Origin of the sequence: Pengzhenrongella sicca, from assembly GCF_017569225.1 — a bacterium.
Classification (GTDB): domain Bacteria; phylum Actinomycetota; class Actinomycetes; order Actinomycetales; family Cellulomonadaceae; genus Pengzhenrongella; species Pengzhenrongella sicca.
The window spans coordinates 681,866-698,307 of sequence record NZ_CP071868.1; the positions used below are offsets into that span (position 1 = coordinate 681,866).

The 16,442-nt window shown below is 69.9% G+C and carries 14 protein-coding genes and 1 tRNA gene; 8 read left to right on the forward strand and 7 right to left on the reverse strand.

The genetic code is table 11. From position 1 onward, the window contains the following. The first annotated feature begins 229 nt into the window (after positions 1–229). Positions 230–586, forward strand: a complete 357-nt coding sequence (locus J4E96_RS03090; RefSeq protein WP_319637731.1) for a WhiB family transcriptional regulator — start codon at positions 230–232, stop codon at positions 584–586. 7 nt (positions 587–593) lie between these two features. Here the strand turns inward: J4E96_RS03090 and J4E96_RS03095 are convergent, their stop codons facing one another. Continuing rightward, positions 594–1,634, reverse strand: a complete 1,041-nt coding sequence (locus J4E96_RS03095) for a ThiF family adenylyltransferase (protein ID WP_227424334.1) — start codon at positions 1,632–1,634, stop codon at positions 594–596. Between the two features lie 232 nt (positions 1,635–1,866). Continuing rightward, the gene (locus tag J4E96_RS03100; protein WP_227424335.1) at positions 1,867–2,025 is read right to left on the reverse strand and encodes a DUF5679 domain-containing protein; all 159 of its coding nucleotides are present in this window, start codon (positions 2,023–2,025) and stop codon (positions 1,867–1,869) included. A 304-nt stretch (positions 2,026–2,329) separates the two neighbouring features. On the opposite strand from J4E96_RS03100, the gene J4E96_RS03105 reads away from it, so the two are divergent. After that, a complete protein-coding gene (locus J4E96_RS03105) occupies positions 2,330–2,998 on the forward strand; it encodes a M48 family metallopeptidase (protein ID WP_227424336.1) in 669 nt (222 codons plus the stop codon). A 37-nt stretch (positions 2,999–3,035) separates the two neighbouring features. Here J4E96_RS03105 and J4E96_RS03110 read toward each other — a convergent pair whose 3' ends face one another. Next, positions 3,036–4,469 (reverse strand): zinc-dependent metalloprotease, encoded by a 1,434-nt coding sequence (locus tag J4E96_RS03110; RefSeq protein ID WP_227424337.1) that lies wholly within the window; start codon positions 4,467–4,469, stop codon positions 3,036–3,038. Positions 4,470–4,546: 77 nt separating this feature from the next. Here J4E96_RS03110 and J4E96_RS03115 point away from each other — a divergent pair, with 77 nt between their 5' ends. Continuing rightward, positions 4,547–5,608: an NAD-dependent epimerase/dehydratase family protein gene (locus J4E96_RS03115; RefSeq protein ID WP_227424338.1), complete on the forward strand. Its 1,062-nt coding sequence runs from the start codon at positions 4,547–4,549 to the stop codon at positions 5,606–5,608. 7 nt (positions 5,609–5,615) lie between these two features. Continuing rightward, positions 5,616–6,797, forward strand: a complete 1,182-nt coding sequence (locus tag J4E96_RS03120; RefSeq protein ID WP_227424339.1) for a YlbL family protein — start codon at positions 5,616–5,618, stop codon at positions 6,795–6,797. 3 nt (positions 6,798–6,800) lie between these two features. On the opposite strand, the gene J4E96_RS03125 is transcribed toward J4E96_RS03120, so the two are convergent. After that, the gene (locus J4E96_RS03125; protein WP_227424340.1) at positions 6,801–7,424 is read right to left on the reverse strand and encodes a PPA1309 family protein; all 624 of its coding nucleotides are present in this window, start codon (positions 7,422–7,424) and stop codon (positions 6,801–6,803) included. A gap of 110 nt (positions 7,425–7,534) precedes the next feature. Here J4E96_RS03125 and J4E96_RS03130 point away from each other — a divergent pair, with 110 nt between their 5' ends. Both J4E96_RS03130 and J4E96_RS03135 read left to right on the forward strand, forming a co-directional pair. Then, positions 7,535–10,537 (forward strand): UPF0182 family membrane protein, encoded by a 3,003-nt coding sequence (locus J4E96_RS03130; protein ID WP_227424341.1) that lies wholly within the window; start codon positions 7,535–7,537, stop codon positions 10,535–10,537. 78 nt (positions 10,538–10,615) lie between these two features. After that, a tRNA-Met gene (locus tag J4E96_RS03135) sits at positions 10,616–10,689 on the forward strand. 335 nt (positions 10,690–11,024) lie between these two features. Here the strand turns inward: J4E96_RS03135 and J4E96_RS03140 are convergent. Then, complete coding sequence (locus J4E96_RS03140; protein ID WP_227424342.1) at positions 11,025–11,813, reverse strand: HNH endonuclease; 789 nt, start codon at positions 11,811–11,813, stop codon at positions 11,025–11,027. A 364-nt stretch (positions 11,814–12,177) separates the two neighbouring features. Then, positions 12,178–12,663: a hypothetical protein gene (locus tag J4E96_RS03145; protein WP_227424343.1), complete on the reverse strand. Its 486-nt coding sequence runs from the start codon at positions 12,661–12,663 to the stop codon at positions 12,178–12,180. A 475-nt stretch (positions 12,664–13,138) separates the two neighbouring features. Between J4E96_RS03145 and J4E96_RS20310 the strand changes: the two genes are divergently transcribed. Continuing rightward, positions 13,139–13,300: a MazG-like family protein gene (locus J4E96_RS20310; RefSeq protein ID WP_319637732.1), complete on the forward strand. Its 162-nt coding sequence runs from the start codon at positions 13,139–13,141 to the stop codon at positions 13,298–13,300. Next, positions 13,287–15,080, forward strand: a complete 1,794-nt coding sequence (locus tag J4E96_RS03155) for a DUF2075 domain-containing protein (protein ID WP_227424344.1) — start codon at positions 13,287–13,289, stop codon at positions 15,078–15,080. The genes J4E96_RS20310 and J4E96_RS03155 overlap by 14 nt, the downstream gene beginning before the upstream one ends. 54 nt (positions 15,081–15,134) lie before the next feature. Here the strand turns inward: J4E96_RS03155 and J4E96_RS03160 are convergent, their stop codons facing one another. Continuing rightward, positions 15,135–16,442 carry a protein NO VEIN domain-containing protein gene (locus J4E96_RS03160; RefSeq protein ID WP_227424345.1) on the reverse strand — a complete coding sequence of 436 codons (1,308 nt, stop codon included), beginning with the start codon at positions 16,440–16,442 and terminating at the stop codon, positions 15,135–15,137.

Consider the following 16,442-nt stretch of genomic DNA (forward strand, 5'->3'; position numbering starts at 1 on the left):
ACCGACTCCGCCCCACCCGGGATCCTGATGGTCTGACCCAGACCATCCCCCAGGCCGCGGAGTCCACTCGGACCGCGGCCTTTTGTTTGCCCTGAGAGCGGCTGGAACCCCAGCTGGCCGAGCCGGACCCTCACCGGTCCGGCAGGGCGATGAGAACGGCCGCGCACCGCACCGACGCGCTCGTCAGTTCGTCTTCATCGCCAGGCAGTGCATATCTCAGGAGGACATCGTGCGGCCCACCATGCTGCTCGACGCGGTGCATCAGGGCGGATCCGGTCCCTGGCCCCCCACGCTCGCGACCCAGGCCACCGCCGACCGCGAGCAGTTCGACCGGCTCGTCGCCGGGATGGTCCCGTGCCGCTCGGGCGACCCCGAGCTGTGGTTCGCGGAGCAGAGCGCCCAGGTCGAGCAGGCCAAGGCGCTGTGCCAGGAGTGCCCGCTGCGGGCGGCGTGCCTGGCCGGCGCGGTCGAGCGCGCCGAGCCGTGGGGCGTGTGGGGCGGGGAGGTCTTCGTGGCCGGCCGCGTCGTCGCCGCCAAGCGCGGGCGGGGGCGGCCGCGCAAGGACGCGGTCGCACCGGCCGCGTGAGTCACCGTCAGCGATCCCGCGGCAGCGGCAGCCCCGTGCAGCCGCACTCCGGGTGCACGGCCCAGCGCCGCAGCCGCGGGATCGCGTCCGGCAGGGCGATCTCGAGGCACGCCCCGAGCGTGCCCGGCGTCGTCCCGTCGAGCTGCGCGAGCACCTGCCCGGCCGCGAGCGCCCCGGCGGCCGCCGCCAGCACCGTCTCCTCGTGCGGGGCGAGCCCCGACCGACCCCCGGCGAGTTGCGCCGCGAGCGCCGGCCACCGCGGGTCGAGGTCCGTGCGCCCCAGGTCCAGGCAGCGCAGGCACGCGGACGTGCCCGGCCGCACGAGCGGGCCGACGACGACGTCCGCCTCGCGCACGACCACCGACAGGTGCGCGACGGCCGCGGACATCAGCACGCGGGCGCGCAGCGCGTCCGCCGCGCCGTGCTCGACGAGCACCATCACGTCCGGCCGGGTCCGCTCCGGGCCGTTCGTGCGCACGTCCGGCGCGAGGTCGCGCAGCACCCTCGCCGCCGCCGCCTTGCGCGGCGAGCCGAGGTCGCGCGTCGCGTAGCCGCCGACGCCGAGGTCGCCGGGGGCGACGGGCCGGTCGTCCTCGACCAGCACGGCGCCCACCCCGGCCGCGGCGAGCGTGCCGGCGATCACCAGCCCGGTGCGGCCCGCGCCGACCAGCCCGACCACCCGGGCCCGTCGGCCGGCGACGAGCGCGTCGCCGTCGCCGTCGTGCAGCACCCGGCCCCAGGTCAGTGCGTCGGGGCCGAGCCGGGCCGGGACCTGCGCCGCCGACGCCGGGGCCTGGCTCCCCGGCGGCGTGGTGAGCTGCGCGTGCGTCAGCTCGGCGAGCAGCGCGTCCCAACGCTGCGCCGGCACGCCGAGCAGCCGGGCGCGCCCGGCCAGCTGCCGCGCGTCCGTGTCGCCGCCGAGCGCCAGCAGGAGCTCGACCTCGCCCGGCGTCAGGCCGGTCAGCCGGACCGCCCAGCGGGCGTCCGTGCCCACCTGGACCTCGTCCGGCGCGCGCCACAGCACGCGCAGACCCGTGCGCAGACGCACCCGCCGCCCTCCTGCCCGCCGTCCCGTGGCCGGGTCTCGAGCCCGGCCCGATCCACCCTCGCATCCGGGCGGGAGGCGGCGACGGCGGTCCACAGGGCTGGGCTCATGAAGGAGGAGGCTCGCGAAGGCGGGGGCTCACCGGAGGCGGTGAATTCACCCCCCCCGGACGCGCGAAAGGCGGCCCGCGCGTCACATTTCTGACGCGCCGGCCGCCTTGGCGGTGCGGGTGTGCTCAGGCCTTGCCGAGGATCCGGTTCAGCTTGGTGCCGCAGACGGGGCAGATGCCCTTGGCCATGCGGCGCCCGGACTCCGAGATGACGACGTCGCCCTCGGTCTCACGCTTCTCCTTGCACTTCACGCAGTAGAACTCGCCCTTGTAAGTCTCAGCCATGAGCTATCTCCGTTCGGATGTCTGTGCGTCGGTCCAGGATCTGCCGACCAACGGCAGGGGCCGAGCGGCCGAACGGCCGCACGCTCCCGTGCCCCGCACACGATAGTGGTCCTACGGCCCCGCTGCCTGCACAATCGCGGTGCCGGGCCCCGTGTCCGGCCCACGGCGCGCCCGTGGGGAGCCCGCCGCGGGTGCTCCCGCCGACGTCACAGGAGTGTCAGCCGGTTATCAGGACGTGACAAGCGTTGTGACAAACGGGTGACTTTTCGGGCGAAGGTGCTGCTCCCGCGCTAGCGTGTTGAGGGTGAATCCGAAAGATCCGCCGGGACCCGTCGAGGTACGCCGCAGCCGCAACCGGCTGCGGACCGTGACCGCGTATCGGGACGGCGACCGCGTGGTCGTCGCGATCCCCGCGCGCTTCACGGGGGCGCAGGAGCGCGAGTGGGTGCGCCGCATGGTGGCGCGGCTGGCGGACCAGGAGCGCCGGCGTCGGCCGTCGGACGAGGAGCTCGCCACGCGCGCGCTCGAGCTGTCGACTCGCTACCTCGCCGGGCAGGCGATCCCGGCGAGCGTCAACTGGTCCACGAACCAGGGCCGCCGCTGGGGCTCGTGCACCCCGGCCGACGGCACGATCAGGATCTCCACCCGCGTGCGCGGCATGCCGCGCTGGGTCATCGACTACGTGCTGCTGCACGAGCTCGCGCACCTGCTGCACATCGGGCACGGGCCCGAGTTCTGGGCCACGCTCGAGGACTACCCGCGCACGGAGCGGGCCCGCGGCTTCCTCGAAGGGGTGACGTTTGGCGAGGAGCGGGTCGCGCGCGGCGACCCGGAGCTCGGCGCGGGCCAGCTCGGCTCGCCCGAGCTCGAGCCGGCGACCGCGGGGTCGGTCGACGGCAACGCCGTCGAGCTGTCGGAGGCGGTCGACCTGGCCTCCGACGAGGTGGACGACGCCCTCCCCGTGCAGCTGTAACCGGCCCGGCGCCCGACAGCGGCGCCCGCGCGGCGCCCTACGGCTTCGCGGCCCCGGGTCCCGCATCCGGTGCATCCGGCGCGTCCGGGTTCGCGTCGAGGATCTCGGCGAGCGCGCGGTCCATCGCGGCGTCGTCGGTCGCGGCCTCGGCGCGCCGGGTGGCGTACCCGGCCGGGGCGTCGAGGTCCTGCGTGGTCGGCAGCAGGTCGGGGTGGCCCCACACCGCGTCGCGCGCCTCCGGGCCACCCGAGCGGGTGATCTCGGCCCACAGTGCGGCGGCGTCGCGCGAGCGGCGCGGGCGCATCTCGAGCCCGACGAGCGTCGCGAACGTCTGCTCGGCCGGGCCCCCCGCGGCGCGGCGGCGGCGGATCATCTCGCGCAGCGCGACGGCGTGCGGCAGGTGCGCGATCGTCGCCGCGGCGGTGACCTCGTCCACCCACCCCTCGACGAGCGCGAGCGCCGTCTCCAGCCGCAGCAGGTTGGCCTGCTGCTCCGGCGTCGTGTGCGGGGCGAACACGCCGCCCGACAGCGCGCCCTGCAGCGCGGCGGGGTCGGTCGGGTCGATCGAGCGGACGGCCTCCTCGAGGCTGTCGACGTCGATCGTGATGCCGCGCGCGTACGCCTGGACGATGCCCAGCAGGTGCCCGCGCAGCCACGCGACGTGCGTGAACAGCCGCGCGTGCGCCGCCTCGCGCACCGCGAGGAACAGGCGGACCTCCTCCAGCGGCGCGTCGAGTCCGTCCGCGAAGGCGGCGACGTTGGACGGCACGAGCACGGTCGCGGGCTCGTCGATCAGCGGCAGCCCGATGTCGGTCGCGCCGAAGACCTCGCGCGAGAGCGTGCCGGCGGCCTGGCCGACCTGCATGCCGAACACCGCCGAGCCGAGCTGGCGCATGAGCTGCGCGGGGTCGATGCCCGCCGTGACGCCGTCGGCCACCGAGTCGCCGTCGATTCCCTTCGGGAGCTGGTCCGCGAGCGCCCCGACCAGGGCGGCCGAGAGCGAGGAGGCGACGGGCTCGGCGAGGGTGCGCCAGGTCGGCAGCGTGTGCTCGACCCACTCGGCGCGGCTCCAGACGCGGGCCCCGCCGCCCGCGGGCGGCAGGTCGGTTGCGGCGTCGAGCCAGAGCTCGGCCACGGTCAGGGCCTGCGTCGCGGCGCGGACCTCGGCCGGGGTCACGGTGGGGTCGCCCTCGCCGGCGGCGGTCTGGCGCGCGACGTCGTGCGCGACGTCCCAGTTGACCGGACCGGTGCCGGACGTGGCCAGCATGCGCTGGACCTGCCCGAGCACCTGGCCGAGCATCTGCGGGTCGTCCGGCAGGCCGGCCGCGGCGGCCATCGCGGCGGGATCCATGCCCCGCTCGCGCAGCTCGCGCATCGCGTCGTCGGCGTCTGCGCCGAACATCGAGCGCAGGAGCTCCTCCCACTGCGGGGGCGGCTCGCCGCCGGATCCGGTAGGCGGTTCGCTGGTCATGGTTGCTCCTGGGACACTGGCCGGGCGGGTTCGACCACGGTAACCACATCGCGTGTCGCGAAAGGGTGTGCAGGGGTATGTCAGACGGTCGGGTTCGCTCACGGCGCAGCACGGAGACCGAGCGCGTCGTCGTGGTCGGCCGCGGCGCCGTGGCCGCCGCGATGGCGGACTGGTTCGCGCGCCCCGAGCCCGTCCGCGACGTCCCGTGGATGGTCGAGCGGCTCGACGAGGTCCCGCTCCTCGACCCCCAGGAGCTGCTCGCCGGCGCCGCGGTGATCGTGCTCGTGCTGCACGACGGCGACTACGCCACCTACGCGGGCACCGCGCCCGCGACCCGGCGCACGGACGTCGTCGCGCACGCCCAGCGGCTGCTCGCGGCGGCCCGCGCGGTCGGCGCGCGGCACGTGCTCGTGGTCTCCTCCGCGATGGTGCACGGCGCGGCGGCGGGCCAGGCCCCGCTCACCGACGACGCCCCGCTGCTCACGGCCGACGACGGCGGCCTCGTCGGCGACCTCCTCGCCGTCGAGGCGGTCATCGCCCGGATCCGCCGACGCCGCACCCCGCTCGTGACCGTCCTGCGCCCCGCCGCGCTGGTCGGGGAGGGCGTCGACACGATGATCACGCGGCACTTCGAGGCTCCGCGCCTGCTGACCGTCCGCGGCGCCGTCCGCGAGTGGCAGTTCGCGCACGTCGCCGACGTCGCCTCGGCGGCCGAGCACGCCGTCGACCACGCGCTCGCCGGCCCGCTCACCGTGGGCGCGCCCGACGTGCTCAGCCCGACCCAGGTCGAGACGGCGTCCGGCCTGCGCCGCATCGAGCTCGCCGCGGTCACGGCGTTCGGCACCGCTGAGCGGTTGCACCGCGTCGGGGTGCTGCCCGCGCCCGCGAGCGAGCTCGCGTACACGGTGTACCCGTGGACGGTCGCGAGCGACCGGCTGCGCGCCTCCGGCTGGGAGGCCGCCTTCACGAGCGCGGAGTGCCTGGAGGTGCTGCTCGACGCCGGTACGGGCCGCATCGCGCTCGCGGGCCGGCGCGTCGGGCCCAAGGACGCCGCCGCGCTCGGCGCCGCGGGGGCCGCCGTGGCCTTCCTCGGCACTGCGGCGGTCTGGCGGCAGGCCCGGGTACGCCGTAGGGGATGATCGTCGGGTGCCTGCTCCCGACCGCAATCCCGACCTCAATCCCGGCTCCGAGCCCACGCCCGCCGAGCCCCCGTTTCACGACGCGGGGACGCCCGACAACGAGCCCCCGGTCGACGACGTCGTCGTCGCGCGGCCGGCGCCGTCGCCGCGGTCGACGACTCTGAGCATCGCGGTGCTCGTGACCCTCGTGCTGTGCACGGTCGGGGTGTTCGTGCCGCTGCCCTACGCGATCGGCTCGCCCGGGCCGACCCGGGACACCCTCGGCGAGCAGGACGGCACGCCGCTGATCGACATCCAGGACGCCGAGACGTTCGACTCGACGGGCGAGCTGCGCATGACCACCGTGTCGTTCTCCGGCGGGCCCGGCTACCCGGTCACGCTGCCGATGGTGCTGCAGGCCTGGGTCTCGGGCACGCGCGTCGTCAGCCCGGTCGAGAGCGTGTTCCCGCCCGCGCGCAGCCAGGAGGACATCGACGAGGAGAACACCGCCGAGATGGTCTCCTCGCAGGAGAACGCGACCGTCGCGGCCCTCGAGGAGCTCGGGTACGAGGTGCCGGCGCAGCTCGTGGTCGCCGGCGCGGTCGAGGGGACGGGCGCCGTCGGCGTGGTGCAGGAGGGCGACGTCGTCGTCACGCTGCAGGGCGAGGCCCTGACGTCGTACACGGCCCTGGTGACCGCGCTCGCGGCGATCGAGCCGGGGGAGACGGTCGCGCTCGGGATTGAGCGCGACGGCGCGCCGCTCGATGTGCAGATCGTCACCGGCGAGCGCGAGACGGGCGGCAGCCAGCTCGGGGTGTACATCGACCCGACGTTCGACCTGCCCATCGACGTGACCATCGAGATCGAGGACATCGGCGGGCCCAGCGCGGGCACGATGTTCGCGCTCGGGATCATCGACAAGCTCACGCCCGAGGACGAGGCGAACGGTGTCGTCATCGCGGGCACCGGGACGATGGACGTCGACGGCACGGTCGGGCCGATCGGCGGCATCCGGCAGAAGCTCGCCGGCGCGCGCCGCGACGGCGCGACCTGGTTCCTCGCGCCCGCGGACAACTGCGACGAGGTCGTCGGCAACGTGCCCGACGGGCTCAGCGTAGCGAAGGTCGCGACGCTCGCCGAGGCGCGCGCGGCGATGACCGCGATCGGCGCCGGCGACGGCGACTCGCTCGAGACCTGCACGGCCGACTGAGGGCTACCCGGCGAGCGTGCCGCGCAGCGCCTCGAGCAGGCCCGGCACGAGGTTCTGGCCCATCGCGACGGCGTCGGCGTCGTCGTGCTTGCGGGTGCGGATGGCCGACCACGACTCGCCGGTGCGCAGCGCGCCGACGGCGATCCGCACGTCCTGACGGTCCGGGTGCGCCATCAGGTACGCGAGCGCCTCGTCCTGGCCGGCCGGCATGGCCTCCTCGGCGGCGGGCGGCAGGATCACGCGCTCGACGGTGATCGCGGCGCCGTCGACGCTCTCGGGCCACGCGAGCTCGCCGAGCAGGTGCTCCAGGTCGTCCGCGCTCGGCAGCCCCTCCTGCTCGATCGACGTCAGGTGCGTCGGGTCCTCCTGCGCCGCCGCGAGCACCTGCTCGGTCAGCTGCCCCGCGAGCTCGGGCGAGGACTCCAGCGCGCGGGCCGTGCCGACCAGCGCGAACACGCGGACGGGGGCGTCCCAGCCGCCCGAGGCGACGTGCCGCTCGATCTCGCGGACGGCGTCGGCCAACGACAGCTGCGCACCGGGAAGGACCGCCTCGTCCGCGGGCGCGTCGGCGAGGGTCTCGGTCGGCGGGACGGGCGGCGTGGACGGTGCGGTGGGCTCGGGAGGCATGGGGTCCATGGTCGCATCGCGATGTGGGAACCTGTGAACTAGCCACGGCGTTCACAGGGGAGACCCGGTCAGCCGGGCTTCGAGCCGCCGAAGATGAGGAACCCATCGCTGTGAGCTTCACCGCACCACCTCGCCGCCCGTCTGGTCCGCCGAACGCACGCAAGCGACGCGGGGCCCTCGGCCCCACCGTCGTGGTGCTGGGCGTGCTGGTCGTCATCGTGCTGGCCCTCGCCCGAGTCTGGACGGAGGTCCTGTGGTTCCGCGAGCTCGGGTACCTCGAGGTCCTGCGCACCGAGTGGGTCACGCGCGGCCTGCTGTTCGTCCTCGGCTTCGCGCTGATGGCCGGCACCGTCGCGCTCTGCCTCAACATCGCCTACCGGTCCCGGCCCGTCTACGCGCCGTCGAACCAGGAGCAGGCGAACCTCGACCAGTACCGCGAGGCCGTCGAGCCGCTGCGCAAGCTCGTCATCATCGCCGGCCCCGCGCTGCTCGGGCTCTTCGCCGGCGCGGCCGCGTCGCAGCAGTGGACGACCATCCAGCTGTGGATGAACAGCGTCGATTTCGGCGAGGTCGACCCGCAGTGGGGCATGGACCTGTCCTTCTTCATCTTCGTGCTGCCCGGGCTGCGGTTCGTCGTCTCGTTCCTCATGGCGGTCGTGTTCCTCGCCGGCATCGGGGCGCTCGCGACCCACTACCTGTACGGCGGGATCCGGATCGGCGGCCAGGGGCCGCGCACGACCCGCACGGCCCGCATCCAGCTCGCCGTCCTCGCGGCGATCTTCCTGCTGCTCATCGCCGCGAACTACTGGCTCGACCGGTACTCGCTGCTGACGAAGGCGGGGGAGAAGTTCGAGGGCGCGTCGTACGCCGACGTCAACGCGGTCATGCCGTCCAAGGGCATCCTCGCGGTCGTCGCGATCGTCGTCGCCGTGCTCTTCCTGGTCACCGCGATCCGCGGGAACTGGCGGATCCCGGCCATCGGCGTCGGCCTCATGGTCGTCTCCGCGATCGCGATCGGCGGCATCTACCCGGCCGTCGTGCAGCGCTTCCAGGTCGCCCCGAACGCGCAGGAGCTCGAGGCCGACTTCATCCAGCGCAACATCGACGCCACCAAGACGGCGTTCGGGCTCGACGACATCGAGGTCACGCCCTACTCGGCCGCGACCACGGCCACCGCAGGCGCGCTGCGCCAGGACGCCGAGACGGCGGCCAGCATCCGGCTGCTCGACCCGGCGATCGTGAGCCCGTCGTTCCGCCAGCTGCAGCAGAACAAGCAGTACTACAACTTCGCGGACACCCTCTCGGTGGACCGCTACACGATCGACGGCGAGAGCCGCGACACCGTGATCGCGGTGCGCGAGCTCAACCTCGCCGGCCTCGGCGACAGCGCGCGGAACTGGGTCAATGACCACACGGTGTACACGCACGGCTTCGGCGTCGTCGCCGCCTACGGCAACACCACGAGCGTCGACGGCCAGCCGGCGTACTTCGAGGGCGGCATCCCGTCGGTCGGCGAGCTCGGCGAGTACGAGCCGCGCATCTACTTCGGCCAGAGCTCGCCCACCTACTCGATCGTCGGCGCGCCGGACGAATCGACCGACTGGGAGCTCGACTACCCGGACGACGCCTCGGGCGGGCAGAAGAACACCACGTTCCCGACGCAGGACATCAACGCCGGGCCCAGTCTCGGCAACCCATTCGTCAAGGCGCTGTACGCGCTGAAGTTCGGCGACGAGGAGCTGCTGTTCTCCGACCGCGTCACGAGCGAGTCGCAGATCCTGTACGACCGCGACCCGCGCCAGCGGGTAGAGAAGGTCGCGCCGTACCTGACGATCGACGGGCGCGTGTACCCGGCCGTCGTGGACGGCAAGGTCGTGTGGATCGTCGACGGCTACACCACGAGCGACGGGTACCCGTACTCGTCGTCGGCGCAGCTCGAGGACGCGACGGTCGACTCCCTGACCGAGCGGTCCGCCACGGTTGCCGAGCTCGCCCCGCAGACGGCGAACTACATCCGCAACTCGGTCAAGGCCACGGTCGACGCCTACACGGGCGAGGTCACTCTGTACGCGTGGGACGCCGAGGACCCGGTGCTCGAGGCCTGGCAGAAGGTGTTCCCGAACACCCTCAAGCCCGTCTCCGAGATCAGCGGCGACCTGATGAGCCACATCCGGTACCCGGAGGACCTGTTCAAGGTCCAGCGGACGCTGCTCGCGAGCTACCACGTCGACGACGCTGGCGACTTCTACACGAACCAGGACTTCTGGTCCTCGCCGGCCGACCCGACCCAGACGGGCGCCGTCGCGCAGCCGCCGTACTACCTGACCCTGCAGATGCCGGGCCAGGACGAGCCGGCGTTCTCGCTCACGTCGACCTACATCCCGGCGGGTGGCTCGCGCAACGTGCTCACCGGGTTCCTGGCGGCCGACGCCGAGGCCGGGAACGTCGAGGGCGAGCCCGCGGAGAGCTACGGGCAGCTCAGGCTGCTCGAGCTGCCGCGTAACTCCACCGTGCCCGGGCCCGGTCAGGTGCAGAACAACTTCGACGCCGACCCGGACGTGTCCACGACGCTCAACCTGCTCGCGCAGGGCAACTCGAGCGTCATCAACGGCAACCTGCTCACGCTGCCGGTCGGTGGCGGGCTGATGTACGTGCAGCCGGTGTACGTGCAGTCGTCGTCCGGCACGCAGGTCCCGCTGCTGCAGAAGGTGCTCGTGGCATTCGGCGACACGATCGGGTTCGCCGACACGCTGGGGGAGGCGCTCGACCAGGTCTTCGGCGGCGACTCCGGCGTCGACGTCGAGGACGGCGCCGCCACGGGGCCGGTCGCACCCAGCGACGGGACCGACCCCGGGACGGACACCGGCACCAGCACGGACGCGCCGACGACGGAGCCCACCACGGCACCGACCGACGGCGCCTCCGCGCCCGCGGTTGACGCCGGGACGGCGCGCGCACAGCTCGACACCGCGCTGCGGGACGCGAACTCGGCCATCCAGGAGGGCCAGGCGGCCCTGACGGCGGGCGACTTCGCGGCGTACGGCGAGGCGCAGACGCGGCTCCAGACGGCGCTCGAGGCGGCCATCGCGGCTGAGGCGGCGCTGGAGGAGTAGGTCGACAGCGGTATGCGGGACCCAGGCCGGCCCTCGATTTGGCGGGTCGGCCTGGGTAACGTAGGGTTAAGACATCGACGCGGGGTGGAGCAGCTCGGTAGCTCGCTGGGCTCATAACCCAGAGGTCGTAGGTTCAAATCCTACCCCCGCTACTTATGAAGTAGCACGTCAGAGGCCCTTTCTCCCTTCGGGGAGAGAGGGCCTCTTTTTGCCGTGACCGCACGGTGACCGCAGACCTTGCCTCCGGACTCGGGTGGATCTCCAGGCACCTGCGTGGATTTTGGGCGTTCGCGTGCCTCACCGCCCGCGACTGCCGGGAACGCGTCCCGTGAAGGATCCCGAGGTGCCGCCCGCTGTGAGGGAGGTGTTTGGGGAGTTTGACCGTTGATATCGCAGGCGTCCCAGGGACTCCGGTCTCATCGAAGCTGTGCTTGGCTTGCATCAACAAGTCGGTGCGTCGACACCTCCTGCCGGTGCCGAACCGCGGCTACCAGAGGTCGTAGAGGCGCCCATGTCGGCGCAACAACGGCTCGCTTGGTTGCAGTGCCGGGTTCTCGGGGATCGTGATGCGTCGGCCGTGCAGCGGTCCGTAGGCGGTTTCCCGCAGGTGTCGAGCAATCACGACGCGGTCGCCATCGTCTGGGTTGATCCCCAGGCCACCTAGGTCGAATAGGGTGTGGACGTCCGCTCGAAGAAGCAACCCGTTCCGGACGACGTTGGTGTGTGGGCCTCGGTACGGCGTGATGTGCGCTGCCTCGAGCACAGGCAGCGCATCACAATTGGTGACGGCGCAGCGAGCCCCGTAGGCTCCGACGATCAACTTCCTGAATCGAGCCTGGCCGCCGCGGACAGCAATTTCCGCCTGGACTCGTATGCGAGCGTCCAGCATGGTGTCTGGCTCATCGTCATTGGCAAGATCGTCCTCAGTGGGTACGCCCGACATGACTGGGGTTACCCCGTCTGACGCCAGATCACGGTCAAGGCGCATGCCTAAGTAGAGCTTATCTAGGCCTCGATTGGTAATTGTGCCACCACCCTTCGGCGCGCCTTCCGACGTATCGCTGTGCGGGTCGTATACCTGACCGAAGAGTTCGAGCAACGCCTGGAACCGCCGGTACTTGTTCGCGTGATCATATGGATCGATGCCGACGGCGAGGCACACAGGCTTGACCCAAGAGTTGTGAACCGAACTACCGACCCCCTTTGGGTCGTGCGGGATACCCAGAAGGTTAGTGATGGAGTCCATCAGGAACGTACGTTCGTCGAATGTTGCCACGACTGCGACCCTAGCGGCGCAGACGTCTCGGCCAGGGGGTCGACGCACCGCTACATAGGGTTTAAGAGGGGTTCAGCCTCGATAGTCAGACTTGGTGCTACCAGCAGTCGCGCAGAGTGAGCACCTGAGCCGCCCGACCGCCATCTAGGGCGCTCGTTTTCGGTCGACGCACCGGCAGACGTAGCTCGCGCGGCGGCGACTCCCGCGTCGCGCTCGCCGGCGGCCTCGTGTTCTCAAAATGCGTCAGCATAACCAGCCAACTTCCTGCGCGAGTTTCGTCAATATGTTCCGCAGCGAGGAGCGCGAGCTCGTCGCTCGCCTTCTCGGCTCGCTTGATCTGCGAACGGCCGACCAGGCGCTATAGTCACGCGGGCGGAAACTCGAGTACCTTCGCGTCTTCATTGAGCAGGCCGACTGCCGACGCAGGTGTTCCGTCGGCACGGCGCAGGCCGATGTAGTCGATGAATCCCAAGATCTCGTCGCGCTCATAGACGACGCCAGTTTTACCGGTCATATCAAGCGAGGTTCGGACGATGACGAGCCCATCCTTCCGGATTTCGCAGGGCCAATTATTTGCAGATGCATCCTCCTCTGCCATGACAGCCTCAAATTCGACGGAGAATCCCACTTCGTACTCCACAAGCCCTTCGTCGCCTGGGCTTGGCGCTCCGCCCAACTTGTCGAGAACTCCGGAGCACGTCAAGCCGACAATTACGACACTTCGGGTAGATTTGGGCAATCCGAGATCATCGGGTTCGATGCTAATGAGGTCCGTCTCGTCGCCACTGCAGATATGGGCGTCGAAAACTTCGAGTCGCCGGAGCCTAAGTTCGTCGGTCGCGTCAGACACGCGGACCTCCAGAGTCTTGTCCTTGTGGGTTTCATTCCTAGACTGTCACTTGTTCCGGCTTCTTGCGGCGGAACCCGGGACGTGCGGTCGATCTCTCTTGGTCAAGAGTTCGCGCGATCATCGCCGCGGGCATCCTCGGGCACCCTCCATGTGACAGCGTCGGCGCCGCCCGACACGGAGACCTGAGGCGGGATGCGCCGCGCATGTGCGGGCAAGGATTGCGGGGCTCAGCCGGAGACGTGCCTGCATCTACTTGTCTAGGACAAGTGCCTAGGTCCAGCGGGGCGAGCGGATCGTTCCCGGCTGTACGGTGGCGACGTGTTTGATCCCCGAGTACGCGACGAGATCCTAGAGTTCGTTTCTGCGCGCACCGGGCACAGTTCGATACCCCGGAGAACCTTGCGAAGAGCATCTCTATCGAAGCGGGGGAACTGCTGGAGTGCTTCCAGTGGGTGAAGAGCCAGGCTTGGAGCGGGTGCGCGACGAACTCGCTGACGTGCTGACCTACTGCATCCTCTTGGCGGACCGGATCGGCGCCGACCCAGCTGAGATCGTCCTCGCGAAGCTCGCCAGGTCGCGCGACAAGGACCTCGTTGAAAAGGCCCGCGGCCGGAACGCTCGCTATGACGCGCTTTAGGGTCGAGCGGGTCGGTTTTTCGCGGGACGCCGTCGATGCGTGGGCGGCCGCCGACCCGTGGCGCACGAACTGGCCGGTCGTCTACGTCATCGACGACGGACGACACGGGAACGACCGTGAGTGCCTCACCAAGGTCTACGTCGGAGAGTCGCTGAATGCACGGGGCCGGATGCGTCAACACCTCGACTCGGGTGCCAAGGCGGGTCTCAGCACTGTCCGTGTCGTGCTTGACGAGACCTTCAACAAGTCGGTCTGTCTCGACCTCGAGTCGTACCTGATCAAGCTCTTTGCCGGCGACGGCACCTACTCGGTCCTCAACGTAAACGGTGGGATCACGGACGCGGACTACTACCACCGCGACCTGTACCGCGAATCGTTCGACGCGTTGTTCGAGGAGCTGCGCCGCGACGGGTTGTTCAGCCGGAGCATCACGGAGATCGAGAACAGTGATCTATTCAAGCTGTCCCCATTCAAGGCTCTCACCCCGGACCAGGCGATCGCGATCGAGGACATCCTCGAGGGGCTGTTCGTAGACGTCGAATTCGGTACCGGCAGCGCGACTGTGATCCAGGGAAGCCCAGGGACCGGCAAGACTGTGGTCGGGATCTACCTCATGAAGCTGCTCGTGGACATCAGGACCGCCTCCGCCGACGACGTCCACGACAGCGACTGGTTGTTCTCGGACTTCTACACCGACGGCAACCGGGTACTCCTGAGCCACTTCCGCATCGGGCTCGTGGTGCCGCAGCAGTCCCTTCGAGCATCGATCAAGAAGGTCTTCCATCAGACGCCGGGTTTGAGCGAGAGCATGGTCCTCTCACCGTTCGAGGTCGGCTCCGACCCTCTGCCTTTCGATCTGCTCATCGTCGACGAGACGCACCGCCTCAACCAACGTGCCAACCAGTCCTCCGGCCCGCAGAACACTCGCTTTCGGGAGATCAACGAGCAACTGTTCGGCGATGACGACTCGAGTTGGACTCAACTTGACTGGATCACTAGCCGTAGCACGCATCAGATCTGCCTCGTCGACTCCGGCCAGAGCGTTCGGCCGGCCGACCTGCCGATTGAGCAGCTCGAGAACCTCACGGCGACTGCTCGGGCCCGCAGGCGCTACTACCCACTCACCACGCAGATGCGAGTTCGCGCAGGGGAGGACTACGTGGACTACGTCCAACAGATCCTTCATCCCGACGCGCTCGTCCCTGAACCGGCAGCACGACTGTTCGCGGACTACGAGTTGCTCCTGTTCGACGATCTCGAAGGAATGCGCCAGAGAATCGTTGGCCTTGACGACAGTCACGGGCTGGCGCGCCTCGTCGCCGGGTACGCATGGGTCTGGAAGAGCAAGAAGGACCCCGGCGTATTTGATATCGAGCTCGACGGCTGCCGCCTGCGCTGGAACAGCACCGACACGGATTGGATCAACAGCCCGGGATCGATCAGCGAGGTCGGGTCCATTCACACCGTCCAGGGGTACGACCTCAACTTTGCCGGCGTGATCATCGGTCCCGAGCTGCGCTATGACCCCGTCGGCCGACGACTATTCATCGATCGAACGTTGTACCGCGACAGGAAGGGCAAGGAGAACAACCGGGTGCTGGGCAAGAAGTACACGGACGACGACCTCCTGCGGTACGTGGTGAACATCTACAGCGTGCTGCTCACCCGAGGCATGCTCGGGACGTTCGTCTACGCCTGCGACCCGGATCTCAATGCGTACCTACGTCGCTACATAAAGACAGTCGACATGAAACCGGCGAACCGGTCGAGTCCTGCCTAGCCGGTTCGGCTCGTCCGTTGAACGGCGTTCCGCCGGTGCTGGATCTCGTCCTCGTCAGAGCCGGATCCGGTACCCGGTGACGGCGCGGTCGGCGGCTGCCACTCGATCTCGCGTCACCACGTGCAAACTGAAGCTCCTCGGAGTGAGGACGTCCGTGACGGCGATGAGCACCCACCTGGGGTCGGTCTGTGCGCGCCAGAGCTCCTTAGGAGTGATATTGAACGCGAGCCGTCGTCCGACGATGCCCTTGATCTCGACGTTGAGCTGGGCGTCGGCACGCTTGAACTCCAGGTCGTAGCCGACTCCGTCCTTCTGGCGATCTGAGTGCAGCACCCACCCATCCTTCACGAGCGCCTTCGTGGCTAACTCGACGGCCCGCTGCTCGGCGATCTTGTCGCGCTTGCGGTCTCTGGGTCGGGCAGGCAGCGCGTTGGGGTCATCGGAGACGAGTCCCGTGGCGGTCTCGATGTACCGCGGGACGAGGACGAGTCCACCGCCGTGCACCCCCGTGGGCAGCGGGTCGGGGATCTCGAGCGACGGCACGTCGTCGTCCCTGATTGGGAAGTCGTGCAGGACGCGTTCGGCGACCCGTCCACCCCCCAGACCCAGGTCCGCTACCTCGGTCTCTTCTAGCCCGGGCACGGCACTGCTGCTTCCTGCAGTCTCGAACGGCAAACCGCCAGCGCGCACCAAGGCCCGGTAGGTGTCGTATGTGATTTCCGTGATGGCATGCTGCCGGTTCCAGCCGACCAGTTCGAGCTCATCGACCGGGACCGGCGCTGGGAACGGTGTGTATTCCTCAAGCTGGGCGACCCAGGGGCCCGTCCAGCCGGGGTCAATGTAGGAAACCGTCGCGCGCGCGATGAAATGCTTTGCGTCGCGGCGCGATTTGCTGGTCGCGTAATAAACAATCCGGCTACCAGGCCCGCCGTCGTTGAGCGACCTGCGACCGGTGACAGTCGTGTCGTAGCGGTAGAGCTCTTGGTGATTCTGCTCCCAACGAGCGCCGACGGGAGCATCCGTGACGTTGAGCATGAAGCAACGAGGCGTCGCACTCAGTGCGGCTCGGATCCTTGAGTAGGCGCGGTTAGTGACCGTGCTGCCACCGGTGAGGGCCGCCTCGCTGGTGTCCCAGTAGGGGTCATAAGGTAGGGCCAGCCGCTCGAGGAGCGCTTCGGTCTTCCGATAGGCGTCCGCCCCGCCCGATGGCGTCCCGACGATAGACGCGTACACGGCGTCGAGGAACCGGCTTTCGACGGAGCTGCCACCAGAGACCTTCGGATCGGGCAACCCGCGAAGGTCGGCGATCTCTGCTGCCATCTTCTTCTTCAGAGGGCGGTAGACCTTTGTGCCGCTGATCAA

Excerpts from the sequence above, each read along its gene's own strand:
- J4E96_RS03100 (WP_227424335.1), bottom strand. The coding sequence starts at position 2,025 with ATGGCTGAGACTTACAAGGGCGAGTTCTACTGCGTGAAGTGCAAGGAG.
- J4E96_RS03110 (WP_227424337.1), bottom strand. The coding sequence starts at position 4,469 with ATGACCAGCGAACCGCCTACCGGATCCGGCGGCGAGCCGCCCCCGCAG.
- J4E96_RS03115 (WP_227424338.1), top strand. The coding sequence starts at position 4,547 with ATGTCAGACGGTCGGGTTCGCTCACGGCGCAGCACGGAGACCGAGCGC.
- J4E96_RS03125 (WP_227424340.1), bottom strand. The coding sequence starts at position 7,424 with ATGCCTCCCGAGCCCACCGCACCGTCCACGCCGCCCGTCCCGCCGACC.
- J4E96_RS03155 (WP_227424344.1), top strand. The coding sequence starts at position 13,287 with ATGACGCGCTTTAGGGTCGAGCGGGTCGGTTTTTCGCGGGACGCCGTC.